23 protein-coding genes are annotated in these 26,071 nt (G+C 65.3%); 13 read left to right on the top strand and 10 right to left on the bottom strand.

The genetic code is table 11. From position 1 onward, the window contains the following. Positions 1–102: 102 nt before the first annotated feature. Positions 103–735 (bottom strand): LON peptidase substrate-binding domain-containing protein, encoded by a 633-nt coding sequence (locus HHL22_RS02870; protein ID WP_169529459.1) that lies wholly within the window; start codon positions 733–735, stop codon positions 103–105. A 198-nt stretch (positions 736–933) separates the two neighbouring features. Between HHL22_RS02870 and HHL22_RS02875 the strand changes: the two genes are divergently transcribed. The 4 genes from HHL22_RS02875 to HHL22_RS02890 all read left to right on the top strand — a co-directional run bounded on the left by HHL22_RS02875 (position 934) and on the right by HHL22_RS02890 (position 8,016). After that, positions 934–1,314, top strand: coding sequence for a hypothetical protein (locus HHL22_RS02875; RefSeq protein ID WP_169529460.1), 381 nt, complete (start codon positions 934–936; stop codon positions 1,312–1,314). Between the two features lie 250 nt (positions 1,315–1,564). Then, positions 1,565–6,073 (top strand): CusA/CzcA family heavy metal efflux RND transporter, encoded by a 4,509-nt coding sequence (locus HHL22_RS02880; RefSeq protein WP_169529461.1) that lies wholly within the window; start codon positions 1,565–1,567, stop codon positions 6,071–6,073. A gap of 70 nt (positions 6,074–6,143) precedes the next feature. Then, entirely contained in the window at positions 6,144–7,346 is a 1,203-nt protein-coding gene (locus HHL22_RS02885; protein WP_169529462.1) for an efflux RND transporter periplasmic adaptor subunit, read from the top strand. Positions 7,347–7,575: 229 nt separating this feature from the next. Continuing rightward, a complete protein-coding gene (locus HHL22_RS02890) occupies positions 7,576–8,016 on the top strand; it encodes a hypothetical protein (RefSeq protein ID WP_169529463.1) in 441 nt (146 codons plus the stop codon). Here the strand turns inward: HHL22_RS02890 and HHL22_RS02895 are convergent. Then, positions 8,013–9,404: a sensor histidine kinase gene (locus HHL22_RS02895; RefSeq protein ID WP_169529464.1), complete on the bottom strand. Its 1,392-nt coding sequence runs from the start codon at positions 9,402–9,404 to the stop codon at positions 8,013–8,015. The two genes, HHL22_RS02890 and HHL22_RS02895, sit on opposite strands and share 4 nt — an antisense overlap. 28 nt (positions 9,405–9,432) lie before the next feature. After that, a complete protein-coding gene (locus HHL22_RS02900) occupies positions 9,433–10,098 on the bottom strand; it encodes a response regulator transcription factor (protein ID WP_169529465.1) in 666 nt (221 codons plus the stop codon). Positions 10,099–10,341: 243 nt separating this feature from the next. Here HHL22_RS02900 and HHL22_RS02905 point away from each other — a divergent pair, with 243 nt between their 5' ends. After that, positions 10,342–11,007, top strand: coding sequence for a Dps family protein (locus HHL22_RS02905; protein WP_169529466.1), 666 nt, complete (start codon positions 10,342–10,344; stop codon positions 11,005–11,007). A 270-nt stretch (positions 11,008–11,277) separates the two neighbouring features. Here the strand turns inward: HHL22_RS02905 and HHL22_RS02910 are convergent, their stop codons facing one another. Beyond that, positions 11,278–13,470 (bottom strand): catalase, encoded by a 2,193-nt coding sequence (locus HHL22_RS02910; RefSeq protein ID WP_169529467.1) that lies wholly within the window; start codon positions 13,468–13,470, stop codon positions 11,278–11,280. A gap of 342 nt (positions 13,471–13,812) precedes the next feature. On the opposite strand from HHL22_RS02910, the gene HHL22_RS02915 reads away from it, so the two are divergent. From HHL22_RS02915 to HHL22_RS02935, 5 genes are read left to right on the top strand one after another with little or no spacing between them, the layout of a single operon-like run. Further along, positions 13,813–14,262, top strand: a complete 450-nt coding sequence (locus tag HHL22_RS02915; protein ID WP_169529468.1) for a thioredoxin family protein — start codon at positions 13,813–13,815, stop codon at positions 14,260–14,262. Next, positions 14,259–15,347 (top strand): FAD:protein FMN transferase, encoded by a 1,089-nt coding sequence (locus HHL22_RS02920; protein WP_169529469.1) that lies wholly within the window; start codon positions 14,259–14,261, stop codon positions 15,345–15,347. Before HHL22_RS02915 ends, HHL22_RS02920 begins: the two co-directional genes overlap by 4 nt. Beyond that, a complete protein-coding gene (locus HHL22_RS02925) occupies positions 15,344–15,577 on the top strand; it encodes a DUF4266 domain-containing protein (RefSeq protein ID WP_169529470.1) in 234 nt (77 codons plus the stop codon). Before HHL22_RS02920 ends, HHL22_RS02925 begins: the two co-directional genes overlap by 4 nt. Before the next feature lie 10 nt (positions 15,578–15,587). Further along, positions 15,588–16,862, top strand: coding sequence for a DUF3570 domain-containing protein (locus HHL22_RS02930; RefSeq protein ID WP_169529471.1), 1,275 nt, complete (start codon positions 15,588–15,590; stop codon positions 16,860–16,862). A gap of 50 nt (positions 16,863–16,912) precedes the next feature. Continuing rightward, positions 16,913–17,626, top strand: a complete 714-nt coding sequence (locus tag HHL22_RS02935) for a VIT1/CCC1 transporter family protein (RefSeq protein ID WP_169529472.1) — start codon at positions 16,913–16,915, stop codon at positions 17,624–17,626. A 196-nt stretch (positions 17,627–17,822) separates the two neighbouring features. Here HHL22_RS02935 and HHL22_RS02940 read toward each other — a convergent pair whose 3' ends face one another. Both HHL22_RS02940 and HHL22_RS02945 read right to left on the bottom strand, forming a co-directional pair. Then, positions 17,823–18,257 (bottom strand): organic hydroperoxide resistance protein, encoded by a 435-nt coding sequence (locus HHL22_RS02940; protein WP_169529473.1) that lies wholly within the window; start codon positions 18,255–18,257, stop codon positions 17,823–17,825. A 47-nt stretch (positions 18,258–18,304) separates the two neighbouring features. Next, a complete protein-coding gene (locus HHL22_RS02945; protein ID WP_169529474.1) occupies positions 18,305–18,763 on the bottom strand; it encodes a MarR family winged helix-turn-helix transcriptional regulator in 459 nt (152 codons plus the stop codon). Between the two features lie 228 nt (positions 18,764–18,991). Between HHL22_RS02945 and HHL22_RS02950 the strand changes: the two genes are divergently transcribed. Further along, a complete protein-coding gene (locus HHL22_RS02950; protein ID WP_169529475.1) occupies positions 18,992–20,419 on the top strand; it encodes a chloride channel protein in 1,428 nt (475 codons plus the stop codon). A gap of 73 nt (positions 20,420–20,492) precedes the next feature. On the opposite strand, the gene HHL22_RS02955 is transcribed toward HHL22_RS02950, so the two are convergent. Both HHL22_RS02955 and HHL22_RS02960 read right to left on the bottom strand, forming a co-directional pair. Continuing rightward, positions 20,493–21,761: a BamA/TamA family outer membrane protein gene (locus tag HHL22_RS02955; RefSeq protein WP_169529476.1), complete on the bottom strand. Its 1,269-nt coding sequence runs from the start codon at positions 21,759–21,761 to the stop codon at positions 20,493–20,495. Between the two features lie 192 nt (positions 21,762–21,953). Continuing rightward, complete coding sequence (locus tag HHL22_RS02960) at positions 21,954–22,772, bottom strand: oxygenase MpaB family protein (RefSeq protein ID WP_169529477.1); 819 nt, start codon at positions 22,770–22,772, stop codon at positions 21,954–21,956. A 154-nt stretch (positions 22,773–22,926) separates the two neighbouring features. Between HHL22_RS02960 and HHL22_RS02965 the strand changes: the two genes are divergently transcribed. Then, the gene (locus HHL22_RS02965) at positions 22,927–23,307 is read left to right on the top strand and encodes a ribosomal maturation YjgA family protein (RefSeq protein WP_169529478.1); all 381 of its coding nucleotides are present in this window, start codon (positions 22,927–22,929) and stop codon (positions 23,305–23,307) included. Here the strand turns inward: HHL22_RS02965 and HHL22_RS02970 are convergent. Beyond that, positions 23,297–23,710 (bottom strand): EamA family transporter, encoded by a 414-nt coding sequence (locus tag HHL22_RS02970; protein WP_169529479.1) that lies wholly within the window; start codon positions 23,708–23,710, stop codon positions 23,297–23,299. The genes HHL22_RS02965 and HHL22_RS02970 overlap by 11 nt on opposite strands. A gap of 245 nt (positions 23,711–23,955) precedes the next feature. Then, positions 23,956–25,251, bottom strand: a complete 1,296-nt coding sequence (locus HHL22_RS02975) for a chloride channel protein (protein ID WP_317172618.1) — start codon at positions 25,249–25,251, stop codon at positions 23,956–23,958. Between the two features lie 377 nt (positions 25,252–25,628). Between HHL22_RS02975 and HHL22_RS02980 the strand changes: the two genes are divergently transcribed. Beyond that, complete coding sequence (locus HHL22_RS02980; RefSeq protein ID WP_169529480.1) at positions 25,629–26,015, top strand: hypothetical protein; 387 nt, start codon at positions 25,629–25,631, stop codon at positions 26,013–26,015. The last annotated feature ends 56 nt before the right edge of the window (positions 26,016–26,071 follow it).

A 26,071-nucleotide genomic window follows, 5' to 3' on the forward strand; every position in this document is an offset into this window, starting at 1 on the left:
CAATAAGAGAAGATAGGGGGTGGGAAAACGAAGAAAGCCTAGGCCTGCACGTTTGGGCCTAGGTACGTAAATCCTAAATAATAAGGTGGAGCTGCCGACCGCTTAGAAGGTAGGCGGCTTCAGGTTTTTGAAGTGGCCGTTCTGCTTCACCCGCTCCTTGAGGCGCTCGGCCTCGAGCACGGCGGGCAGCAGGCGTTCGAGGTGCTCGCGCACCAGCTCCTGGCGCTCGTGCTCGGCGGTGGTGCCCAGCAGCTGAAATTCCTGCTCGGTGCTGAGGCCAATGTGGTGGGCCACGTCGAAAATGCGGAAGTCGGTTTTCAGCTCCAGCAGTAGCTTGTGCAGCCCTAGGGCCTCGTAGAGGCGGCGCACTTGGGCGGCAATGACGTTGCTGAGCACCGGGTCGGTTTCCTCGTCCTGCCCTACCTCCTCCACCTGCCCGGCGGCGTAGAGCTTGCCGGGAGCCTGGCGCATAAACTGCTCGATGCGCACCACCCGCACGCCCTCGGTGCGAATGTCCATCTCGCCGCCGGGGTGCACGCGCTCCACGCTCAGCAGGCGCATCTCGGTGGCCAGCGGCTGCACCGTATTGTCGAGGTAGGGCGGAATGCCAAACGTGAGGCCCTCGCTGAGGCAGTCGCGCACCAGCTGGCGGTAGCGCGGCTCGAAGATGTGTAGGTTGAGCTTCTCGCCAGGAAAAGCGACGAGGCCAAGCGGGAAGAGCGGAAGTTGTCGCATAAGTAGGCCAAGAATACGACGGGTGGGCAAATGTTTCGGTTCCGGCGGCCTTTAGGTCCGCCCGACCCCTAGGGGCCGGGCCAATCTTAAGTCAATTTTAAGCCCTAGGCCGGGCCGGGCGCTCAACCTTTAACTTTGCCCCCGCGTTTGGCTTGAGTGCGTATGAAAGCGGTTGTTTCCTTTTGCTTAGCCTGCCTCATGCTGCTGGGGAGCTTCATTCCGCAAAACGACCTCGCGGAACTGGGCAAGCTGCCCCAGCTGCTGGAGCACTACCGCTACCACCACTCGGCGGCGGGCGGTGGCTTGTCGTTAACCGAGTTTCTGGCCGAGCACTACGGCGCCGGCGCCAAGCACCTGAGCGGCTGCCACCTGAGCCCTCAGCACCAGAGCGACCACCACAACCTGCCCCTGCGCGACCACAGCAACTGCCCGCAGGTGGTGTTTTTGCTGAGCGCGGGCCGCCCAGCGCTGCCGCTGGCCCAGCCCGGCAAGCTGGCCGCCCGCCTCTACCGCGCGCTGGCGCCCCCGCGCTACCTCGGCGGCCCCGGCCTAGGGCTGCTGCAGCCGCCCCGAGCCTAGCCACCCGCCGCCCCTAGCCGCAGTGCGCCCGGCTGGCTCCTGGTTATTTTATTGGTAAATTATTGGCTTTATGGGTATTAAAGCGCCAAGTAGTATCTGCGCGAAGCGCCGGCTTGGTGAGCTGCCCGCGCCCCTAGGTGGCGCTGCGTAGTGCCGCCTGGCAGCGCGCCCGGCGGCTGCCGGCTCTGGCTGCCCCGCCCCGGCGCCTAGGCCCCGGCCGCGCCCCAAAGCCCTCATCCCCCCTGACTTCATGCTTTCAACCATCATCGCGGCCAGCGTGCGCAACAAGCTGCTAGTGAGCTTGCTGCTGCTCGCCCTCATGGCCTGGGGCGGCTACTCGGCGGCCAACCTGCCGCTCGACGCCATCCCCGACGTGACCAACAACCAGGTGCAGGTTATCACGCAGAGCGATGCGCTGGCCGCCCAGGAGGTGGAGCAGCTCATCACCGTACCGCTCGAGCTGCAGCTGCGCACGGTGCCCGGCGTCACGGAAATCCGGTCCATCTCGCGCTTTGGGCTCTCGGTGATTACCGTCGTTTTCCCCGATGATATGACCACCTACCAGACCCGCCAGCTGGTGGCCGAAAAGCTCAAGGCCGCCGAGGCCGACCTGGCCGCCGGGGCCGGCACGCCCACCATGGCGCCCATCACCACCGGCCTGGGCGAGATTTACCAGTACACCATCCGGGTGCTGCCGGGCTACGAAAAGCAGTTTTCGCTGGCCAAGCTGCGCGATGTGCAAGACTGGCTCATCAAGCGCCGGCTGGCCGGCGTGCCCGGCGTGGTGGACGTGAGCAGCTTCGGCGGCTACCTGCGCCAGTACGAGGTGAGCGTAGACCCCGCCCGGCTGGCTTCCAACGGCGTGACGATGGCCGAGCTGTACCAGGCCTTGCAGGACAACAATGCCAACACCGGCGGCGCCTACATCGAGCGCGGGCCCAATGCCTACTTCATCCGGGGCGAGGGCCGAGTCGCCTCGCTCGATGATTTGGGGGCCACGGTCATCAAGCAGGCCGCGACCGGCGTGCCGCTGCTGGTGCGCGACGTGGCCACCCTGCGCATGGGCCACGCCGTGCGCTACGGCGCCATGACCCGCAACGGCCAGAGCGAAACCGTGGGCGCTGTGGTGCTGATGCTGAAGGGCGCCAGCTCCGAAAACACCATTAAGAACGTAAAGGCGCGGGTGGCTGAAATCCAGAAAACGCTGCCCAAGGGTTTGGTCATCACCCCGTTTCTGGACCGCACCAAGCTCATCGACAAGGCCATTGCTACCGTCGAGCACAACCTCATCGAGGGCGGCGTAATCGTGGTGGCGGTGCTGCTGCTGCTGCTCGGCAACTGGCGCGCGGCCGTGGTGGTGGCTCTTATGATACCCTTGTGCATGTTGTTTGCCCTAGGCCTGATGAACGTGTTTGGCGTGTCGGCCAACCTCATGAGCCTGGGGGCGCTGGACTTCGGGCTGATTGTGGACGGGGCCGTCATTATCGTGGAGGCCGTCATCTTTCACCTCGTGCACCAACGCCAGCAGGCCGCCCACGAAACCATGGACGACATGACCGAAAGCGCCGCCACGCGCCTCATGTCGTCGGCCTTGTTTGGGCAGCTCATCATTCTCATCGTGTATTTCCCCATCCTCTCGCTCACGGGCATTGAGGGTAAGATGTTCCGGCCGATGGCCCTCACGGTGAGCTTCGCCATTGTGGGGGCTATGCTGCTGTGCCTCACCTACGTGCCGGCCGCCACGGCCTGGGCCCTAAAGAGGGATATTAAGGAGGAAGGCACGATTGCCTACCGCATTATGAAGTTCTTGCACCGCGGCTACGACCCCGTCATTCGGGCGGCGCTGGGGGCGCGCTGGGTAGTGGTGGGCGCGGCGGTGGCGCTGCTGGTGCTGGCGGGCTTTATCTTTTCGCGGATGGGCGGCGAGTTCATTCCGCAGCTCGACGAGGGTGACTTCGCCCTGAACGTGACCCTAGCCCCCGGCTCGTCGCTCAGCCAGACCATTGCCACCAACCTGCGCGTGCAGCAGATTTTGCGCCGCAAATTCCCCGAAATTGAGCAGATTGTGGGCAAGAGCGGCACCTCCGAAATTCCGACCGACCCGATGTCGCTGGAAGACAGCGACGAGATGATTATCCTCAAAGACCACAGCCTCTGGACCTCGGCCCACTCGCGCGAGGAGCTGGCCAATAAGATGCAGGCCGCGCTGGCCGGCGTGCCCGGCGTGACGATGGAGTTTCAGCAGCCCATCCAGATGCGGTTCAACGAGCTGATTTCGGGCGTGAAGTCGGACGTGAGCATCAAGATTTACGGCGACGACCTGGGCGTGCTCTACGAGAAAGCCAACGACGCGGCCGCCCTCATTCGGCCCCTTGCCGGGGTGGGCGACCTGAAAGTGGAGCAGATTGCGGCCCTGCCCCAGATGCGCGTCACCTACAACCGCCAGAAGCTGGCCCAGTACGGCCTCAAGGTGAGCGACTTGAATACGATTTTGCGGGCGTCCTTCGCCGGCGAGGTGGCGGGCCAGGTGTACGAGGGCGAGCGCCGCTACGACCTGGTGATGCGCCTCGACAGCACCCACCGCGTGGGCCTCGCCAACCTGCAAGACTTGTACGTGGACACGCCCGGCGGCCAGAAAATCCCGCTCGACGAGGTGGCCACCGTGGCCTACCAGAACGCGCCCATCCAGATTTCGCGGGATGATGCCCGCCGCCGCATCAACATCGGCATCAACGTGCGCGGGCGCGATGTGCAGAGTCTAGTGCAGGAAATTCAGGGCAAGCTGAGCCACAGCCTGAAGCTGCCGCCCGGCTACAGCATCACCTACGGCGGGCAGTTCGAGAACCTGAACCACGCCCTCAAGCGCCTGAAGGTGGCCGTACCGGTGTCGCTGCTGCTGATTTTTTTGCTGCTTTACCTCTCGTTCCGGTCGGTGAAGCAGGCGCTGCTCATCTTCACGGGCGTGCCGCTGGCTACCATCGGCGGCATTGTGGCGCTGTGGCTGCGCGGGATGCCATTCAGCATTTCGGCGGGCGTCGGGTTCATTGCCCTCTTCGGCGTGGCCGTGCTCAACGGTATCGTGCTGCTGGCCAGCCTCAACGAGCTGGCGGCCGAGGGGGTGAAATCGGTGCGCGAGCGCGTGCTGCGCGCCACCGAAGAGCGCTTCCGGCCGGTTATTCTCACGGCCAGCGTGGCCTCGCTGGGCTTTCTGCCGATGGCGCTCAGCACTTCGGCCGGCGCCGAGGTGCAGAAGCCGCTGGCGACGGTAGTCATTGGCGGGCTGATTTCGGCCACGCTGCTCACGCTGGTGGTGCTGCCGGTGCTCTATATGCTCTTTACCAAAGACGGCGAGCCCAACCCTAGGGACGCCGCCAAGGCCCAAGAAGATGCTAAGCACGCCGCCGAGAAAGGGGAGGAGCCCGGCCAGTCTCCTAACGGCCAGCCAACCGAAAACGCCGACCAAAACGGCCAGCCTAGGGGGCCGGCGCCGGCCAGGCAGCCCGCGCCCGCCGTGGCTACGGCCGTGCTGCTTTTGGCGCTGCTAGGGGGCCTAGGGCGCCCGGCGCTCGCCCAAAACACGCTCGGCTCCACGGCCGGCCAGCCGCTGAACCTGAGCCAGGCCCTGCAAGCGGCGGGCGCCCAAAATCAGTCGCTGCGCAACGCCGGCCTGCAAACCCAGCAGCAGCAGGCGCTCATTCGCACCGGCATAGAGCTGCCGCGCACGGTGGTCGATTTTCAGCTCGGCCAGGTGTCGAGTAACCTCACCGACCACACCTTCAACATCATTCAGCAGGCGGCTTTTCCGGGGGTGTACCTGGCCCAGCGCAAGCTGCTGCAGGGCCAGGGCGCCACGGCCGAGCAGCAGGCCGCCGTGGGCCGGCGCAGCCTGGGGCAGGCCATCCGTAGCAACTACTACGCCTTGCTGGTGAGCTACCGCCGGGTGGCGCTGCTGCGCCGCCAGGATAGCCTGTACCGGCGCGCCGCCCGCGCCGCCCGCGTCCGCTACCAGGTGGGCGAAACCAACCGCCTGGAGCAGGTAGCCGCCGAAGCCAGGGCGCTGGAACTGGAAAACCGCCTGCTCACCACCCTCACCGACCTGGAGGTGCAGCGCGAGCAGCTGGGCCAATTGCTGGGCAGCCCCCAGCCGGCCGCCATCGACACCACCCAGGCGCTGCTGGCCCCGCTCGCGGCCGCCGACACGGCTGCCCTCTCGCCCGCCAGCAACCCCACCCTAGGGCTGCTGCGCCAACAAATAGCCGTTAGCCAGCTGCAAGTGCGCGTCGAGCAGCTGCGCCGCCTGCCCGACCTGCGGGCTGGCTACTTCCAGCAAACTATCCGGCCCGAGTTTAACGCCCTGCGCGTGGGACAGCTGGGGCTGGCCATTCCGCTGCTGGGCCAGGCCGGGCGGGCGCGGGTGGCGGCCGCCCGCCTGGGCGAGCAGGTGGCGCAGGGCCAGCTGGCCTACACCACCAGCCAGCTCAGCACCCAGCTTAGCACGCTGCGCCGCCAGCTGCGCCGGGCCCAGGCCTCGCTTGACTACTACCAGCGCACGGCCCTGCCCCAGGCCCGGCTCATCCTCGCCGCGGCCGAAAAGAGCTTCCGCGCCGGCGACATCGACTACGTGACCTACGTGGTGAACACCGACCCGGCCTGGCAAATCCAGAGCAACTACCTCGACCAGGCCCAGCGCTACAACGATTTGGTAGTGAGCCTGCAGGCGCTCACGGGCCCGGATATTCCGCCGGGCGCCGCCAACTAACTGCCGGGCGCCAGGGGCAGCCGACTAGCTAGCCCTCGCCCGTATTTCTTTCCGACTCGACCTCCCCCTAATGTCTTTTAATCCCTCTCTCTACGCCCTGGCGGGCGCCCTAGGGCTGCTCGCCGCCTGCAACTCGAAAGGCGGCGACGCTGCCCAAAAAGATGCGCCTGGCAAAGACAGCAAAGCCGCCGCCCCGGCCGCCCCCGCCAACCCCGACCAGGTGGCCGTGAGCCAGGCCCAGGAAAAAGCGGCCGGCATTGTCCTAGGCACCTTCGAGCGCCAAAACATGACTACCGAGGTGCAGGCCAACGGCTCGGTGGAGGTGCCGCCCCAAAACCGGGTGTCCATCACGGCCATTATGGGTGGCTACGTGCAAGCGGTGGCCGTGCTGCCCGGCCAGCGCGTGGCGGCCGGCGCCACGGTAGCCACCCTGCGCTCGCCCGAGTACCTGACCATGCAGCAGAACTACCTTCAGAGCAAGGCTAAAGTGCGCTTTTTGGCCGAGGACTTGGAGCGCCAGCGCATTCTGGACGTGGAGGACGTGGGCGCCAAGCGCAAGCTGCAGCAGGCCCGCGCCGACTACGCCACCGAGCAGGCCACGCTGCGCGCCACGGCGGCCCAACTGCGGCTGCTTGGCATCTCGGTGGCCCGCCTCGACGCCACCGGGCAAATCGTGCCCAGCGTGGCGCTCACCACGCCCATCGCGGGCTACGTGAAGGCCGTCAACATCAACCCCGGCCAGTTTGTGAACCCCCAAGACGTGCTGGTGGAGGTGCTCAACCGCGACGACTTGCACCTGGAGCTGAAGGTGTTTGAGAAGGACGTAACCCAGGTGAAGCCCGGCCAGAAAATTCTGTTCAGGGTGCAGAATGCCAACCGCGACGAGGAGCTGACGGCCCGCGTTTTCTTGGTGGGCAAGGCCTTCGACGACGATGCCCGCACCGTGCGCGTGCACGCCCACCTCGAGCCCGAGCGGCGCGACTTGCTGCCCGGCCAGTTTGTGGCGGCGCGCATCCAAACGGCCGGCGCCAGGGTGCGCACCCTGCCCGAAGCGGCCCTCATCCAGGCCGGCGACCTGAGCTACATCTTCCGGCGCGTGGGCCAGGACTCGGGCCGCACGGTGTTTCGGCGGGTGCGGGTGCGCGCCGGCCAGCCCCAGCACGGCGACGTGGCCCTGACCGTGCTCGACCCGCTGCCCGACACCACCCAGCTGGTGCGCCGCGGCGCCTACTTTCTGGATGCCGAGCTGCGCAAAGGGGAGAGCGGCGACTAAGCGGCGCGGGTAGTGCTACGCAAACAAGCCAGGATAGCGGGCTACTTACGCTCAGGCTAGTAGGGGCGCGGCTGGTTGAGTTAAGCAAATTTTAAGGCAACTTGAAGCTAGCGACTGAGTATGGTAATGAGTTGATTTGCAAGAAGTAAATCGGGTGCCGCCAGCTGGCGGTTGGCGCTGGTGCCGGGCGGCGCTGGCCCGTACTTTTTCTCGCCTTGTGTTCTCGCCCATGAAACTTGCCTACCTACTAGCTGCCCTACTGAGCAGTGGGGCCGCCGGGGCCCAGCACCTGCCCGCCCGGCAGGTGCCCGCGCCCGCTGCCACGGCCTTTGCGCGCACTTTTCCGGCCGCTACCAACGTGAGGTGGCAGCAGGAGAATGCCACTTACACTGCCAGCTACGAGCTGCCCCAGGCGCCGGGCACGGCCGTGTTCGACGCCACCGGCGCGCTGCTCGAAACCCGCACAATTATCTCCGACCACCGCCTGCCGGCGCTGGCTCGTACCTACATGGCCGAGCAGTTTCCGCACCGCGAGGTAGACCAGATACTGCGCCTGGTGGATGCCGCGGGCACCGTCACCTACGCCGCGCAGGTGTGCCGCGGCAAAGCCCACGACTGCCAAACCACCTACTTCGACCAGGACGGCCGGCCGCTGCGCAAGGAGCCCTAGGCCCCCAGCGGGAAGCGGAGCGTGAACGTGGTGCCGTGGCCCAGCTCGCTTTCCACCCCTAGGCCCACGCCGAGCAGCGCGCAGGCCTTGGCCACGATGGAGAGCCCTAGGCCACTGCCGGAAATGTGCTTGTGGGCCAGTGAGTTGGACCGGAAGAGGGGCTTAAAGATATTATCCAGGTCGTGGCGCGCGATGCCGATGCCCTGGTCGGCCACGGTGCACACCAGCTGCCCGGCGCTGGCCGCCAGCCCCACGGCAATGGTTGACTCGACGGGCGAATACTTCACGGCGTTGCTGAGCACGTTATCCAAGATGAGGCCGGTTAAAAACGGGTCGGTGGTAACGAGCGCATCGGCACCGGGGGCGTCTGCCACGGCCACGCGAATGCGCTTGGCGGCCAAACTCAGGCGGTGGCGGTGCAGCACCTCGTGCACGCACGCCAGCAAACTCAGCTCTTGGCTGGCGCTGCCCTGGGCGTGGTTCTCGAAGCGGGCCAGCAGCAGCAGCTGCTCGACCAGGTGCGTGAGGCGGTCGATTTCCTGAATGCCCAGCTGGATGTGCGCCTCGTACTCGGCCGGCGTGCGCGGCTTGCGCACCAGCACTTCGAGCGTGCCCCGGAGCACGGCCAGCGGCGTGCGCAGCTCGTGCGAGGCATCGGCGGTGAACTGCTTTTCGCGCTCCACGGCCTGCTCGATGCGCGCCAGCAGGCGGTTAATGGCACTGGCCAGCGTGTGCAGCTCATCGGGCCGGGCCGGCAGGGCAATGCGCTCGGCCAGGTTGCTGCGCGTGATGCGGTTGGTGGTGGCCGTAATCTGGGCAATGGGCGCGATGCTGCGCCCGGCCAGCAGCCGCGCGCTGGCAAACAACGCCAGCAGCACCACCGGAAACGAGGCCAGCAGCGCCAGCCGCAGGCTAGCCAGCACGTGCTGCGCGGCCTCCGACGAGATGCCCGCCAGCAGGTAGGCCGCCGGCCGGCCTTCGCGCAGCACCGGCACCTGCACCTGCCGAATGGCCTGGCCCCGCAGCGTGGAGTTGAGCGGCGCGCGGCCGGTGGCGGGGTCGGCCAGCGTCAGCTGGTCGCCCAGCAGGTTGGGCGAGCGGTCGAGCAAGTGGCCGCGCAGGTCCATGACCTGAATGAAGACGGGGTTGACTTGCACCTCGCGGTGCTCGCGCTCCTGCCACTCCTCCTTGTTGGCAAAGCGGATGAGCCGGCCGTCGCCGGTTAGCTCGCCCATGTGCTTGGCGGCCTCGAAGCGCAGGTTGGCGTCGAGGTCGGTATACACCTGGTGGTGCACCACGCCAAACACTACCAGGTAGGCCGCCAGTATCAGGGCGGCCGTGGTGAGCACATAGTACAAGGCAATCCGGTCTTTGAAAGGTAAGCTCATGGCTAAGGGGCTAGGGCCGGGCGGCTGCTTAGTCGCGGGCTACGTAGCCAATGCCGCGAATGGTTTGCAGGTACTCATCTTCCTTGCTGAGCTTGAGCTTCTTGCGCAGCGCCGTCATGTACACGTCAATCACGCTCGTGCTGTACTCGAAGTGAATGTCCCACACGTGCTCGATAATGCTTTGGCGGCGGCACACCTTGCCCTTGTGGCGCAGCAGGTATTCGAGCAGCGCAAACTCTTTTTGGGTAAGCGCGATTTCCTCGCCGTCGCGGTGCACCTGGTGGGTGGCCACGTTCAGCACGATGGGGCCCACCGCGAAGCGCTCGGCGGGCTCGGCGGCCGGCCGCAGCTGCACCCGAATGCGCTCGAGCAGCTCCTGGAAGTGGAAGGGCTTCTTGATGTAGTCGTTGGCGCCCGCCTGCAAGCCAGCCACGGTATCGGCCACGGTGTCCTTCGAGGTAAGAAAAATGAGGGGGGTGCCGACGCGGGCCGCCCGCAGCTGCTGGCACACCTCCAGGCCCGTTAGGCCGGGCAGCATCCAGTCTACCAGCAACAGGCTGAAGGCTTGCTGCTGGGCCAGGGCCAGGCCTTCGGGGCCGGTGGTGGCCACGGTCACCGTAAACGCTTCTTCTTCCAGGCCTTGCTTTAGAAAGCGGGCAATGCCGGGCTCATCCTCAATAACCAGTAGCTGCATGGGAAATAAAACGGGCGCGGCGGCAGGGGGCACCCGCGCCAAAAGGAAGCGGGCCGGGGTGGCCCAACCCGTGGGCCTAGGCCCTGAACGCGGAAACAGGCGCCGGCGGCCGAGTCTTAAGCTGATTTTAAGATGGGCTTAAGCAAAGCCTAAGGCGGGGGTTCGTTGAAGCCCCATTCTCTCTCCCAGGCAGCCAGCGTACCCGCCCGCGGCTCAGGCTGACGCTTTCTTTTCCCAGTTTTTATGAAAGTTACCTTATTGGTGGCGGCCAGTGCGCTGTTTGCTTGTGCGGCCACCCAGCAGGCTCAGGCCCAGCGCCGCAACGGCCAGAATACGGCCCCCGCGCCCGCGCCCATCTCCAACACCTCGACCACGCCGGTAAACACCGATACGCCGCCGCCCGGTGAGAGCAACGGCCGCCTCGACTACCGAAACCCCGCCGCCGACGACCTCGTGGCCCTCGATGCCAGCAAGCGCCAGACCGTGGCCGATGACCTCGAAGCCACCGTGGTGGAGCTGCTGGAGCTGTACCACGATACCAAGCAAAGCCACTGGAACCTGCGCGGCCCGCTCTACCTCAGCCTCCACGAGCAGCTGCAAGACAACGCCTCGCTCTACCTCAAGTACGCCGACATCCTGGCCGAGCGCTCGCTGCAAATCGGCCGCCCCATCGACGGGCGCACCAGCGTCGTCACGGCCAATGCCAACCTCGGTGGCTACCCCGGCGGCTACCTCTCCGATAAGCAGGTGCTCATCCTGCTCGACGAGCGCATCAACACCGTGTCCAAGCGCGTGCGCGAGCGCATCGCCCACCTCGACAACATCGATGCCGTGACCAGCAACCAGCTTCAGGACCTGGACTACTACCTCGACAAACACGTGTGGAAGTTCCGCGTGATGCAGCAATAACAACACTGGCCTAGCTATTCTTCACACGCTGAAAACAAACCTAGCCCTTAGGGGCGCTCCGCTCCTTAAACCCCCGGTTTTTCGCATTGCGCGGCGGCCGGGGGTTTTTTGCTGCAGCCTAGCGCTTAGTCAAGCTCAGTAGCGTCGCCTCATAGTAGCGCCTGGCTGGACACTTGGCTACTAGGCCGACGCCAAAAGGCCCCTAGGACTTCCCTCGCCCGCAAAGAGGTAGGAGGGAAACCCTAGGGGCCTTTTGGCATTTAAGAGAACCTAGGCGGGCACGGCCTCCAGCTCGCGGCTGAAGAAGCGATGCTGCTTGATGGCGGTGGCAAACTCTTCGGCTAGCTCGGCCACGTCAGTGCTGTCGCTGGTTACCACGCCCTCGGCATCTAGAATGCCCTCGGCGCCGGGGTAGGCAGCGGCTTGCAGTAGCTCCACGCCTTCGGCCGAGGCGGCCAGGGGCTTGCAGTGGCGGAAAGCCTCGTTGACGAAGCGCACGGCGTCAAAGTCTTGCTTAAGCTTGCGCACGCTTTGGGCGCCGGCGGCCACGTATACAGCATCGAATAGGGCCGATGAGGTGCTTTGGAACGTCCAGTTAATCAGGATTTCCTCACCGCCCTTGCCCTTGAGCGTACCCAGGTGGGTAGCGACAATGGCCGTTTGAGCCCCTTGCTCCATAAAGGTTTTCATTAGCTCGCTAATGGCGGCCACGTCGGCACCGTCGGTGGCCAGAATGGCAATCTGGCGGGTTTTTACGCTGCCCTTGTCCTGGTTGATGGGGCTGTCAGCGGCTAGGCTCAGGTGGGGCGAGCTGCCCACGTTATCCTTGGCTGGGGCCGACTGGAAATCGGCCGCTTTGTCGTCGGCCCCGATGGCGCCGTAGTTGAGCTGCATACCTTCTGTGGAAGGCACGTCCATGCCCAGGCCCTCAGCCACGCGGCTGGCCAGGTCGTGGTCTACCTGGGTTAGCTGCGCCAGCGTGCGCTCCCTAATCCACGGGGTTTGCACGTGGCTCAGCTCAAAGCGCAGAGCCTTGACGATGTGCGCCTTTTCGGGCTCACTCTGACTGTTCCAGAACAGGCGGGCCTGGCTGTAGAAGTCAATGAAGCTCTTGCTACGGCGCCGAATCTTGGGGCCTTCTACGCGCTCATACACCGACGAGAAGCCGCCTTCGCTCTGCGGGGCTTGCTTGGGGTACTGGTCGTTGAGCAGGTTAGGGCCGTAAGCCACCTGGCCCTTGTTGATAGTCTGGCGCATGTGGCCGTCGCGCTGGTTGTTGTGCACGGGGGCCAGCGAGCGGTTAATCGGAATCTCGTGGAAGTTGGGGCCCCCTAGGCGCTTGAGCTGGGTGTCGAGGTACGAAAACAGGCGGCCTTGCAGCAACGGGTCGTTCGAGAAGTCGATGCCCGGCACGATGTGGCTGAGGCAGAATGCCACCTGCTCGGTTTCGGCAAAGTAGTTGTCTACGTTGCGGTTAAGCACCATTTTGCCAATCAGTTGCACCGGCACCAGCTCCTCGGGAATGAGTTTGGTGGCGTCCAGCAGGTCGAAGTCGAACTTGTGCTCGTCCTCTTCCTCTACTACCTGCACGCCCAGTTCCCACTCGGGGTAGGCGCCCATCTCGATGTTGGCCCACAAGTCGCGACGGTGAAAATCCTGGTCCTTGCCCGAAATCTGCTGGGCCTCGTCCCACAATACTGAGTGCGTACCGAGCTTGGGCTTCCAGTGAAACTTTACGAAGCGCCACTTGCCTTCGGCGTTTACGAAGCGGAAGGTGTGCACCCCAAAGCCCTCCATCATGCGCAGGCTGCGCGGCAGAGCGCGGTCGCTCATCGCCCACAGCAGCATGTGGGTGGCTTCGGGGTTGGCCGAAATAAAGTCGTAAAACGTATCGTGGGCCGAGGCGCCCTGCGGAATCTCGTTGTGTGGCTCTGGCTTCACGGCGTGAATGAAGTCAGGAAACTTAATCGAGTCCTGGATAAAGAACACCGGCATGTTGTTGCCCACCAGGTCATACACGCCCTCCTGGGTGTAAAACTTCACCGCAAAGCCGCGCACGTCGCGGGCCAAGTCGCTAGCGCCGCGCGAGCCGGCCACCGTGGAGAAGCGCGTAAATACCGGCGTCACCACGCCGGGCTGCAGAAAGTGGGCCTTGGTCAGGTGTGTGGCGTTGCCGTAGGCTTCGAAGTAGCCGTGGGCCGCCACGCCGCGGGCGTGCACCACGCGCTCGGGAATGCGCTCGTGGTCGAAGTGGGTCATCTTCTCGCGGAAGAGGAAATCCTCCAGCAGCGAGGGGCCGCGCTCGCCGCCCTTCAGCGAGTTCTGGTCGTCGTTGACGCGCAGGCCTTGATTACTGGTGAGGTACTTGCCGTAGCCGTCGTCGCGGTTTTTGGCCATTTCTTCGGTTTTGGGGTTGCTCACCGCATCTTCGTGGGTTTGCTTGCCTAGGGGTTTGTCGGACATAAAAAGGGAATGGAAAAGGGAAACTTACCGGTAATGCGCTAAGTGGCTGGCCGCCAGCTAAGCGAGTTAAAAAGCCAGTTTATATAAGCGAGTAGCTATGTTTTTATAGCTTACCCATACGCTAGACTACCGGCCGCGGCCGCCTTTCTTTCTTAAAATTTCCTAATAAAACCCAGTATTCAGGCGTAGTCCAGCGGGTCGGGTCTACCTTTCATTTAGTTACTGCCTCTTAGGGGTGGCCGAAATTTTAGTTGCCTGCGCGTAGGGGTGGCCGGCCAGCTGGGTATTCACTCGTTAGCCGGCCCCGTGCGGGCGGCTTTGTTCGTTGTTTCATTCGTTGCTATGCGTTATACTCTGCTTGTTGGCCTAGCCCTGGCTACTGCGCCAGTTCTGGCCCAAACGGCCCCCGTTTGGAACACGTCGCTGCCCGCGGCCCTAGCCCAGGCCCAGGCCACGCAAAAGCCGGTGCTGGCCGTGTTTTCGGGCTCCGACTGGTGCAAGCCCTGCATGCAGCTCAAGCAGGAGGTGTTCGACCAGCCCGAGTTTGCGCAGTTTGCCCAGGACAAGCTGGTGCTGGCTCGCTTCGACTTTCCGCGCAACAAGAAAAACCGCCTCGACCCCGCCCAAACCAAGCTGAGCGAAGCCGCGGCGGCCCAGCTCAACCGGGAAGGCGCGTTTCCGGCCGTGGTGCTGCTCTCGCCCCAGGGCCAGGTGCTGGCCCGCACCGGCTACCGCCCCGGCGGGGCCAGTGCCTTCGATGCCTACCTCACGCAGCTGCTGGCTAAGCGATGAGCCCAATAGCAGACCCGCGCACCCGGCACTGGGCGGGCTCGGGGCTGCTGGCCCTGGCCCTGCTGCTGATGGCGGCCAGGCTGCGGCCGGCGCAGGCCCCGCCCACCCGCGCCCGCGCCTACACCCGTGCGGCCCACCTCATGGGTTCGCAGTTCACCTTCACCGCCGTGAGCAGCGACGACTCGCTGGCCTGGCGGGCGCTGCGCGCCGGCCTGCGCGAAACTCAGCGCATCGACCACCTTTGCTCGTACTGGGATTCGACGTCGCAGGTGGTGAAAATCAACCAGCTAGCTGGCATCCGGCCGGTGGTGGTCGACCAAGAGGTGTACGACCTTATTCAGCGCACGCTAAAAATAGCGGCGCTCAGCGGCGGCGCGTTCGATATCACGTTTGCCAGCGGAGACAAGATTTATAAATTTGACCGGCTGGCGCACCCTAGCCTGCCCGACTCGGCCACGGTGCGCCGGTCGGTGCGGCGCATTGGCTGGCAGAAGGTGCAGCTAAATGCGGCCGCGCACTCGGTGTATTTGCCCGAAAAGGGGATGCGCATCAACTTGGCCGGCATCTTGCAGGGCTACGGCGTGCGCCGGGCTTCGGAGGTGATGAAGCGCCTGGGCATTGCGGGCGGACTGCTGAACGGCTCGGGCGACGTGTACTGCTGGGGCCGCCAGCCCGACGGTAGCCAGTGGCGCATTGCCATCGGCGACCCGGCCCGGCCCCGCACCGTGTCGTCGTGGCTCACGGTGAGCGACTTGGCCGTCGTCACGGCCGGCAACTACGAGCAGTACTTCACGGTGGGCGGCCGCTACTACGGCCACATCATCAACCCCCACACCGGCTACCCGGCCACGGGGCTGCGCTCGGTCACCATCATCTGCCCCGACGTGGAGCTGGCCGACGCCCTCGACGACGCCGTGTTCGTGCTCGGCCCCACCGAGGGCCTAGGCCTGATAAACCGCCTGAAGGGCGTGAGCGCTACCGTGATAACCGACGACGGCCAAACGCTGGTTTCCAAGGGCTTGCAACTCAACTCGTACCACAGCGCGGCCCCGGCGGCCGCGGTTTCCCCGCCGTCCAATCCATGAAGCAACGCGCCTTTTTTCGCCCACTGGCCCTAGGCCTGCTGCTGGCCGCCGGGGCCCTGCTGCCCGGCTGCGTGTCGGTGGCGGCCTACCAGAAGATGTACCTCAACGACGAAGACATGAAGCTGGCCACCCGCAAGGTGGAGGCGCCCGAAGTCAACTTCGAGAGCTACCGCGAGGGCGGGGCCGGCGCCAATGGCGGCAAAGTAGGGGGCGGCTGCGGCTGCAATTAAGTGCTTGCTAGTGAAGATTATTCTAATTATTTTTAGCGTCCTGGCCGTGCCCCTGGCCGCTTTTGCCCAGGCCACTCCCACCCCCAACCGCCTCGACAACTCGGGGCTGGCGCCTAATGCCTCACAGTTGCCGACGCCGGCCCGCAACGGCGAAACGGAGGTGGATATTCTGGGTAGCTACTACCAGCAAAACGGCGACCACTCGGCCGTGGAGGGCGGCATTGGCAGCCAGCACCTGACCGACGTAGCGCCCACGATTTTGCTGAACGTGCCCCTGGACTCGACCACCCGCTTGGCCGCCAACGTGGGCATCGACTACTACGCCTCGGCCTCGTCGGACAAGATTGACCAGGTGATGTCGTCACCCTCGGCGTCTGACGTGCGCTACCACGCCGACTTTGGGCTGGCCCGCGCGCTGGCCGACAAGCAAACCACCCTAGGGGCCGGCGCGGGCGTGTCGAAGGAGTACGATTATCTCTCGTTCAACCTGCTGGCTTCGTGGGCGCGCTCCTCGGCCGACGGTAACCGCCAGTTGGCGGTGACGGGCCAGGCATTTCTCGACCAAATCACGCTCATTACGCCGGCCGAGCTGCGGGTGGGCGGCACCCGCAACCATAAGTACGGCACCGATAACCGCCAGAGCTTTACGCTGTCGCTAGTGTATGCGCAGGTGCTGGGCAAGCGCCTACAAGTCGCCCTCAGCGCCGAGCCCGTGGTGCAGCGCGGGCTGCTGAGCACGCCCTTTCAGCGGGTGTACTTCTTCGACTACGCGCCCGGCGGCCTGGAGCCCGGCGAGCTGGGCACGGCCAAAGCCGAGGTGCTGCCCCGCCTGCGCGTGAAGTACCCCGTCAGCTTGCGCCTCACCTACTACGCCACCGATTTGGTGCAGCTGCGCGGCTTCTACCGCTTCTACAACGACAACTTCGGCATCCGGGCCCACACCCTGGAGCTGGAAACTCCGCTCAAGCTCACGCCCTTCTTTACGCTTTATCCCTTCTACCGCTACCACACCCAAACGGCGGCCACCTACTTCGCGCCCTACCTGGTCCACTCCGTCGCCGACGAGTACTTCACCTCCGATTACGACCTATCGGCCTTCTCGGCCAATAAGTTTGGCCTTGGGTTTCGCTACGCGCCGCTCTACGGCCTCAGTCGTTTCAAAACCCCCTTCGGCGGCCGGGTGGCCAAGTTCAAGTCTCTGGATTTGCGCTACGGCTACTACCGCCAAAGCACCGGCCTCACGGCCAACGTTGTGAGCGCCGACCTGTCCTTCGTGCTACCCTGACTTGAGTTAGGAGTTATGAATAACTCCTAACTTTTAATTCCTAACTCCCCATGACCCCCGCCACCGTTGCCCCGCCCGAAAAGCACCTGACCAGCTCGGCCGTGCTTCAGGATATTGTGATTGGCTTGTCCGATGGCCTGACGGTGCCCTTCGCCCTGGCCGCCGGCCTGAGCGGGGCCGTGCAGTCGTCGGGCCTGGTGATAACGGCGGGGCTGGCCGAAATCGTGGCGGGCTCCATTGCCATGGGCCTAGGGGGCTACCTGGCCGGCCGCACCGAGGTAGACCACTACGCCGCCGAGCTGGCCCGCGAGCACGAGGAAGTGCGCACCGTGCCCGCCACCGAGCGACAGGAAGTGCAGGACCTGCTGCGCGAGATGGGCCTCTCGGACGCTACCGCCGCCCAGGCCACCCACGAGCTGGTGCAGGACCCCGAGCAGTGGGTGAAATTCATGATGAAGTACGAGCTGGGGCTAGAGCAGCCCGACCCCCGGCAGGCGTTTAAGAGCGCCTTCACCATTGCCGGGGCCTACGCCGTGGGCGGCTTGGTGCCACTGAGCGCCTACTTCCTCACGGCCACGCCGCACCAGGGCCTGCTGTGGTCGGGGCTGATTACGCTGGTGTGCCTGCTGGTATTTGGCTTTTTTAAGAGCCGCCTCACCGGGCAGGCGCCGGTGGCGGGCGCCCTCAAAATGGCGGCTACCGGCGCGGCGGCCGCGGCGGCAGCCTTCTACGTGGCGCGGCTGGTGCAGGGCCACGGAGCCTAAGGGCCGCGCGAACTAGCTGGAGGCGGCCACAAAAAAAGGCCTTGACACATACGTCAAGGCCTTTTTTAGGTAGTATGCTCGTTTCTGAATTAGAAAGAATCAGGAAACCTGACCGTCATGCTTCGACTTCGCTCAGCATGACGGTCAGGTTTCTCTAGCTAATCTAGGAACAAGCCTATTTGCCCGCGGGCGGGCCCTAGGCGTGGGTGGTCGTGGTCAGGCTGACCTCGATGTTGCCCTTGGTGGCGCGCGAGTAGGGGCAGATGCCGTGGGCGGCCGCTACCAGCTCCTCGGCTTGCTGCTGGGCCAGGCCGGGCAGGTTCACGTGCAAGTCGGCCGAGATGCCGTAGCCGCCGTCTTCGGCCTGGCCGAAGCCGATAAGGGCCTCCACCGTTACTTTCTCGAGCTTAAGCTTGGCCTGGCGTGCCGCTACGCCCAGGGCCCCCTCGAAGCAGGCCGCGTAGCCGGCGGCAAACAGCTGCTCGGGGTTAGTAGCGCCCGCCTTGCCCGTGCCGCCCATCTCCTTGGGGGTGCTCAGTTGGAGGTCGAGCGCGTCGTTGCTGGTCGTGATGTGGCCGTCGCGGCCACCCTGTACTTTGGCTTGCGCCGTAAAAATTTTCTGGATTTTCATCAGAAACTAAAAAAGAAAAGGGAAACTGAAAACGGGTGAAATAGCGGCTACGAGCCTGCCGCGCCTAGCTGCGCGAGCAGCTGCGTCAGCTGCGTGTGCAGCGCCGCCAACTCGGCCGCGCTCAGCGGCACGCTGGCCAGCAGCTGCGCCGGAATGTGGCTGGCCTGCACCGCCAGGGCCCGGCCAGCCGGCAGCAGCCCCACCAGCACCGAGCGCTCGTCGCGCGGGTCGCGGCGGCGGCTCAGTAGCTGCTTTTGCGCCAGGCGCTTGAGCAGGGGCGTGAGCGTGCCCGAATCTAACAATAGCCTGGTGCCCAACTCCTTCACCGTTAGCTCCTGGTGCTCCCAGAGCAGTAGCAGCACCAGGTATTGGGGGTAGGTGAGGCCTAGGGCCTGCAAATGGGGCTGGTAGGCTTTGGTGAGCTGCCGCGAAATGGCGTAGAAGGGGAAGCACAGCTGGTTTTCCAGCTTTAGCAGCGTAGCGGGGTCGGGAGCGGGAGTAGCCATAGCAGGTTGCTGGCGTAGTAAGCCGATTTGGCTGCGCAATGTTTAATTGTGCGCAATGCATTTTTAATATAAATTGACAAGCTGCTGCTAATCAATGAAAAAGGATGAATGCCTCGGCGGTACTTCATCGCGCCTGCAGCTGCGGACGCTATTTTGCAAACTTTGGTGCGCTACTAAGCTCTGCTGGGTCGCCCGGCGCGGCCGGGCTTAGGCCACCTTTTCTCCCTCATGCCCGAATCCGAAATCACTTCCCGCTACGCCCGCGCATTGGCCTGGCTCGACCAGCACCTGTTGCGCCAACTCTATACCGAGCAGGTGCGGCGGCTCATTTTGCGCAGCTTCCCCTTTTGGGTGGCTTCGCTGCTCACGGGCCTGATGGCCGTGGGCTACGAAAAGGTATTTAGCTGGGCCGAGCAGGTCAGTTTTACTTGGCTGCAGCAGCTGCCGCCGCTGGCTTTCGTGCTCACGCCGCTGGCCTTCGTGGGCTCGTGGGCGCTGGTGCACTTTTTGGCGCCGGCCAGCCGGGGCAGCGGCATTCCGCAGGTGATGGCGGGCATCGACCTCTCTAGCCCCGCCCACTACCGGCGCACCGGCTACCTGCTGGGCCTGCGGGTGGCCGCCGTCAAGATAGTGAGCAGCGTGGTGCTGCTGCTGGGCGGCGGCGTTATCGGGCGCGAGGGGCCCACCATTCAGGTGGCGGCGGCCATCTTCCGGGCCATCAATAAGCTGCAGCCCGCGGGCTGGCCCCGGCTCTCGCGCCAGATTGCGCTAGTGACGGGCGGGGCGGCGGGGCTGGCAGCGGCCTTCAACACCCCGCTCGGCGGCATCGTGTTCGTGGTGGAAGAGCTGACCCAGATTCACTTATCGCGTTTTCGCATGGCCGTGTTCACGGCCGTTATCATTGCCGGCCTCACGGCCCAGCAGTTCCTAGGGTCGTATCTGTACCTGGGCTACCCTAGGGTCACGTCGCCGGGCGGCTGGTTTCAGGTGCTGGCCATGATGGCGGCGGCGCTGTGCGGGCTGGGGGGCGCGCTGTTTGCCAAGGTGCTGCTGGGCCTCAGCCGGTACCGCAAGCGCTTCACGACGCTGCCGCAGCGGGCGGGCTGGGTGGTGTGCTGCGGCCTGGTGCTGGCCTGCCTGGCCTACGCCATTGGGCCGGCGGCCGTGGGTACCGGCAAGCCCCTTATCAACACCCTGCTCTTTCAAAACAACGGCCACACGCCGGCCTACCTGTTTCCGGCGCGCTTCGTGGGCATGGCCCTCAGCTACAGCAGCGGCGGGGCGGGCGGCGTGTTTGCCACCTCGCTCAGCGCCGGCGCGCTGCTGGGCGACGGCCTGGCCCAGCTATTCAACATTGCCGTGGCCGACCGCAACCTCATCATCCTGGTGAGCATGGTGGGCTTCCTGACCGGCGTGGTGCGCTCGCCCTTCACGGCCGCCATCCTGGTGCTCGAAATGACCGACCGGCACTCGGCCATCTTCCAGCTGCTGCTGGGCGCGCTGCTGGCCCAGGCCGTGGCCGCCCTTATCGACCCGCACTCGCTCTACGAGCACCTCAAGCACGAGTTTGCCCGCGAGGCGCTGGATGCTCCCGCCCCAAGCCGCCCCACCCGCACTGTGCCCGAGGTAGCGGCGGATGTGGAGGATGCCGCCTGAGTAAGCAGCGTGGACCCTAGGGTCGCTAGCGTGACGAAGCAGAAGGTACGCAGGCCAATCGTACGCCGCCCTGCTAAAATACGTCGCCCAGGTTGAAGAACACGCCCTGCGAGCCTTCCAGCCCCACGGCGTAGTCCACGGCCAGGTAGGTGCCCACTTTCTTACTGAGGGCCAGCCGGATGCCCGCCCCGCCGGCCGGCGCCACGCGGCCAAAGCCGGTGTCGGGGTTGCGGGCGCTTTGGCCGTTGGCGAACACCACGCCCCCCAGCACCCTGGAGGGTGTGAGGTTGAAGCGGTACTCGGCCTCGCCATACACGAGGCTGGTGCCCCGGAAGCGCCCCTGAATGTAGCCCCGGCCCGTGACGCTGTAGGTGTCCCAGCCGGTGGCGGGCAGGTCGAGGTAGGGCGCGGCCGAGCCCTGGGCAAAATCGCCGTATAGCCAGAAGGCCAGCACGTTGCCCCTGGGCCCGGCCCGGAAGTAGCGGCGCCCGTCGAACTGGTAGAAGCGGTAGTTGGCGCCCGACCCCAGCACCTGTAGGTTGGTGCGCACGGCCAGAAAGAGGTAGCTCTCGCCGGGGGCGGGGCGCAGCTGGTTGTCGCGGCTGTCGCGCAGCACGCTCAGCACCAGGCCCGAGGAGGTCGAGCGCCCGCTCACGCCCGGCCGGTAGCCCGAGATGACGTCAATCTGCTCGCCGCGCCCGTTCACGGTTTCGATGTTCCAGCGCGTATCCAGGAAGTAGCCCACGCCGGCGTAAAGCGGCCCGGTGCGCCCCACGCGGTGGTAGTAGCTCTGGTGCACGCGCAGCAGGTCGTAGTCCATGCCTAGGGCGTCGCTCATGTGCGAATCGCTGCCCAGGCCAAAGGTTTGCTGCGGGTAGTGCAGCAGGCGGTAGTCGGCCAGCCACAGGCTGTGGTTGTTGCGGGTCCAGAGCGGCCCGTTCACGGCCAGGATAAGCTGCTGGTTTTGGGTATAGGTAAGGGTGGTAGAAATAGCCGATAGGTTGGCCTCGGACCGCTGAAACGACACGCTGGCCGTGAGCGTAGCCAGCAGGCGCGCCTCCAGGGTGTAGGCAATAGCGGGCAGCACTACCAAGCTGGTGCTCTTAGGCTTGCGCGGCGGCTTGCTGGGCGGCGCGGGCGCCAGCGAGTCGGCCGCCTGCGCCGCCGAGTCGGCGGTGGCCTGGGCGCGGCGTGGGTGGGCAAAGTGGGGCAAAATGCTCTTCACCAGGTCGCCCAGGTCTTTGGTAGGCAGCGGCGGCCGGCTGTCGGGCGCCTGGGCCCAGCCCGGCGCTGCCAGCAGCAGCCCACCCAGCAAGCCCAGCCAAAAACGTAAAATTCTCATCAAGCAGTAAGAAGCAGCCAGGGCGGCAAATGTTGCAAGCCCTGCGGCGCCGTGGGCCAATAAGCTGCTAATGAGCTATAAAAACCGCCGGCCAGCGCCTACCAAAAACCTTGCCGCGCGCCGCCTTCTGCCAGACGCGTCGGCGCCCGCAATACTTTAGGCTGCCAACTGGGGCACCCCCTAGGGCCGGCCCTAGGGGTGGTAGCCCGCCCCCAACGCCGCGGGCGGGGCATCGAGGGCCCGGATTTGCGCGCGCCAGGCGGGGGGCAGCAGGCTGGTGCGCAGCCACTGGCTAACGCGCCGCCCCTGCGTGCGCCGGTACACGGCCAGCGCCAGCGCAAGGCCCAGGCCCCGCCGCAAACCTAGCAGCTGGCGCACCAGCGGCGGGGCCACCAGCCACTGGGCCTGGCGCAGCAGCCAGTAGCGCAGCCCGCCCAGGTGGCGCCGGTACTGGCGATACAGGTCGGTGGTGTAAGGGCTTACCTGCACGTGCTGGGTGAGGTGCCGGGCGCGGTCGGCTAGCCAGGCGGGATAGTCGGACGGCAAATCCGGGATGCCCATGCGTCGGCCCACGCGCAGAAATACGTCGGTTATCTCCGCTTTCTCGGGCAGCGTGAGGGGTCGCTCCAGCGCCTCAAACGCCGCGATGGAGTAGGCAATGAGCATGTAGAGCACGTCGCGGTAGGCGCCGGCCGGAATAGCTTGCCCGCGGCTGGCCTCCACCGCCGCGTGGATGGCGGCCATGCTGTCGATGGCCCGCTCGGCCCCGGCGCGGTCGGCAAATACAATGCGCCGCGCGTACTCCACCGTCGAGAACAGGCGGGCCAGCGGGTCGGCCGGCAGCCGCCCGGTGAAGTACAGCCAATCGACGGCCTTGTTGAGGGCAAACTCGGCCGCCGCGCCGGCAAAGATGAACAGCACCGTATCGGCCGTGCCCCAGATGCGGCGCACCACCGAGCCAGGTTGCACAAAGTAGGTTGAACGCGGGGTACGGGCGGTGGCAACTTGCATGGTTGGAATTTTATAAAGAACTTTGAAATGCAAAGTTAATGTCACTTGCGTCTTGAAAACACCCCCATCGCCAAACTTAGTTGCGCCCCTTGGGCCCGTACGCACCCAGTCCATTCGCCCTAGGGGGTGGTTTCTGGGCCTAGCGGGTTGCACAATGGGGCTGGGCCTAGCCTCGCGCCGCTACGCCGCCGGGCTACCCGCCTGGGTGGGGGCCTACGCGGGCGATGCGCTGTGGGCGCTGCCGGTATACTGGCTGGTGGGGGCGCTGCAGCCCGGCTGGGCGGTGCGCCGCCGGGCGCTGGCCGCCGGCATCTTTGCCACCGGCATCGAACTCAGCCAGCTGTGGCAGGCGCCTTGGCTGCAAGCACTGCGCCACACCACCCTGGGGGCGCTGGTGCTAGGCCAGGGCTTTTTGTGGAGCGACTTGGCGTGCTACGCCGCGGGCATTGCGGTGGGGGCGGGGCTGGAAAAAGTGGTGCGTTGGGCTGCCAGCGGAGCCTCGGCGCACTCCGCTGCTAAGCACTTCAGAGGATGAGTACCAGCGTGCCGCCCACAATGAGGCCCGCCCCTAGGGCTGTTTTCAGCGTCAGCGTTTCGCCCAGAAAAACGACCGACAGCACAATGGCGAGGGCCACGCTCAGCTTATCGACCGGCGCCACCTGCGACACGCGGCCCAGCTGCAGGGCCTTGAAGTAGCACAGCCACGACAACCCGGTAGCCACGCCCGACAGCCCTAAAAAAACCCAGGTGTGCGCGCTGAGGTGCCACACCTCGGCGGGATGCCCGCGGGCCAGGAAAATGCCCCAGGCTACCACCAGCACCACCACGGTGCGAATGGCCGTGGCCAAATCCGAGTTCACGCCCTGGATGCCGACCTTGGCCAGCACCGCCGTGAGGGCCGCAAAAACGGCCGAAAGCAACGCGTACCACCACCACATAGGATTAAGCTAGGAGTTAAAAAGTAGGCGCTGCGCGCATGGGTAACTCATTAGACTTATTCTCAAACAAGAAAAAGTAGAAAGAACGTCATGCTCATCTGGCGTCCGCGCAGTCGAAGCATCTCTACCGTGTAACTGACTCCAATCGTTGGGATTACTTAGGCGGTAGAGATGCTTCGACTGCGCGGACGCCAGATGAGCATGACGTTCTTTTTCGAGAAGTTTAAGTTAAGAATAAGCCTATTTTATAATTCCCCCAGGGTGCGGCCGGTGTGGCGGCCCAGCAGCGGGTGCTTGGCACCGCCCACGCGCTGCGAGCTGTAGATGCCCTGGTGGCCCGAGAAAAGGTAAGCCACCACGCACGCCAGCCCCAGGTACACGCCCGCCCGCGTGCCAAACAGCTCCAGGCCCATGAGCACGCAAGCTAGGGGCGTGTTAGCGGCCCCCGCAAACACGCCCACGAAGCCCATGCCCGCCAGCACCGCCACCGGCAGCGGTAGCAGGCCCGCCAGGGCGCTCCCTAGGGTGGCCCCGATGAAAAACAGGGGTGTCACCTCGCCGCCCTTGAAGCCCGCGCCCAGCGTGAGGGCCGTGAGTAGCAGCTTGAGGGCGAAGTCCTTAGCGCCTAACTGGTGCTGAAAGGCCTCGACGATAACTGGCACGCCCAAGCCGGTGTAGCGCATGGTGCCCAGGCCCGCCATGGCCAGCGCCACCAGCGCCCCGCCCACCACCGGGCGCAGCGGCGGGTAGCCAATGCGCCGAAAAATGCCCGTAATAGCGTGCGTGAGCTGGGCAAACGCCCGCGCCGCCAGCCCAAACAGCGCCCCGGCCAGCAGCGCCGCCCCCAGGCCGCCCGCCGTGAAAGCCACCGCCGGCAGCGCTGGGTAGGCGGTGTGGCCCACTCCCCAGGCCCGCGTCACGGCATCGGCCAGTACGGCGGCCAGCAGGCTGGGCAGGATGGCCTGGTAGCTAACGGCCCCAAACACAAATACTTCGAGCCCAAACACGGCCCCCGCCAGCGGCGTGCCAAACACCGAGGCAAAGCCCGCGCTCATGCCCGCAATGAGCAGCAGCCGGCGCTCGCGCCGGGGCAGCCAGCGCGAGAACTGGTCGGCTAGGGCCGCGCCCATTTGCACGGCGGTGCCCTCGCGCCCGGCCGAGCCGCCGAAGAGGTGCGTGGCCAGCGTGCCGCCCAGCACCAGCGGCACCAGCCGCAATGGAATCACCTCGCTCGGGGCGTGCAATTCATCGAGTATCAGGTTGTTGCCCTTCACCACCCGGTTGCCGAAGTAGTGGTAGGCCAGGCCCACCCCTAGGCCCCCCACGGGCAGCAAAGCGAGCGCCCAGGGGTGCTGGTCGCGCCAGCGCGTCACCCACTCCAGGCTGCGCAGGAAGCCAGCCGAGGCCGTGCCGGCCAGCGCGCCCACCAGGCTCGCCAGCAGTAGCCAGCGCAGGGTGAAGAGCCACGTGGGCCCACTAAAAAAAGCGAGTAGCCCGGCCACCCAAGGGCGCGGGGCATGCGAGGGAGTACGACTAGCCACGGCGCGAAGCTAACCGATGATGTGGCCGGGTGGCGCCCGCGGCCGCCCGGCGCGGCGGCCCCGCCCGGCCAGCTGGTGCCGGAAATAGATGTGGTAGTTGGTTATTTAGCTGCTGAATAGGCTGCTAGCACACGAAGCAACGCCGCCAAGCTGGCTGGGGCACTGATAGTTAGGTAATGAAACGCGGTGCTGGCGGTAGGCCCGGCGATTTAGCCCGCTGGTGGGCTTAGCAAACGACCCGCGACCAGCCGCGAGCCGGCTGTGCCTGCAAAGAAAGCGCGTTTTTTGCCGCTGAGCCAGGGGATGGGGAAGCTTTCTGGCAGGTTGGCTTGGCCGGGTGCCCCGCCCAAACCAGCCCGCTGGCGTAGCTTGGGGACATGAAACCACCGCGTCCCCAGTTATCCCGCTGGCAGAAGCTCTCCGGCCTAGGCAAAGCGGTTGTGCTGGCGGCGGCGTTTTTTGGCTTGCTGGGGGTGGTAGAGGTGGCGTTGGACGTCAAGAAGCTGCGCCGCCCCGCGGTTCCGGTCGCGGCGTCCGTTGCCACGGGTCAGGTGACGCTCACCACCTACGCCTATCTCACGCCCGGCCTGCTCTATACCCAAGCCAGCGAGCTGCTGGGTGGCCCAGGGGTGCTGGTAAGTGCGCGCGACAGCGGCGGCGTGCATGCGGTGGTGTATAAGTGGGGCGGGCCCAACGGGGCTTTTATGCAAGCCGTTTTTCAAAACGACCGGCTGGTTCGCAAAACCGAGGTGGGCTTGCAATAGTGCCTACCATATCAGTCTAGCCGTTTTGCAGCCGGTAGCCCCAGTTAGCGCCCGCC

The sequence above is a fragment of the Hymenobacter polaris genome, assembly GCF_012927305.1.
Classification (GTDB): Bacteria; Bacteroidota; Bacteroidia; order Cytophagales; family Hymenobacteraceae; genus Hymenobacter; species Hymenobacter polaris.